The 736-nt window shown below is 44.6% G+C and carries 1 protein-coding gene; it reads left to right on the forward strand.

Translation table 11 applies throughout. The annotated features are described in order from the left end of the window. Positions 1-463, forward strand: a 463-nt coding sequence (locus ACHFIZ_RS17940) for a DUF6266 family protein (protein ID WP_410888349.1), incomplete at its 5' end; no start/stop codon positions are given. Positions 464-736 lie beyond the last annotated feature (273 nt).

The raw sequence follows: 736 nt of genomic DNA on the forward strand, positions 1-736 counted from the left end.
CCACATTAAAGGACTGATCAACATTGGTTATCAGCGATTCAACAAGGGGATCACGCCGATGAACGCGGCTACTTCTTACCACTTGAAGTCGGCTGTACTTGGTAATGCACCAATGGTTCAGATGAACTATCCAAAGGTGATCATCAGCGTAGGAGATCTGGAAGACCTGATCGATTTGGGTGTGACATCTTCTACAGACGGGGAGCTTGTATTTGCCTGGGAGGCAAATGTAGCGATGGAGTACGGGAAACCTACAGATCTGGTAACGTTTATGGTCTATTGCGAAACCTTGTTTAAATACGTTCAGGTGTTGAAAGTAGTGCCGCGATCTGCCCTTACCTATACCTTATCTGTTCCTGCAGAGTTTGTTGGTAATGTGGTACAGTGCTATGCAATGGTAACCAGTGTAGACGGGAAAGAATGCAGCACCAGTCAGCACAAAGGTCCTGTAACAGTAGTTTAAATTTTAGAGGGCTCTTTAAACAGTAGCCTGTAATAGATGAGCATGGCGGGTTGCCATATGGGAACCGCCATGCTTATTTAACCTCACCTTTTAATTCTAAAAACAATGAAAATATTAAAGTTAATGGCCCCGAAAGAGGGGCTATCCTGGAGAGGAATGGAAAAATATCTGGTCGGTGTGATCTTGATTTTGTCCTGGTTTACCCTCCAAAGAGCAGTACAATCGGGAGATCTCTCCATAGGTGTACTTGATCCGAGTATCTGGCTGCTGTTA

The organism is Pedobacter sp. JCM 36344 (assembly GCF_046546555.1).
Classification (GTDB): domain Bacteria; phylum Bacteroidota; class Bacteroidia; order Sphingobacteriales; family Sphingobacteriaceae; genus Pedobacter.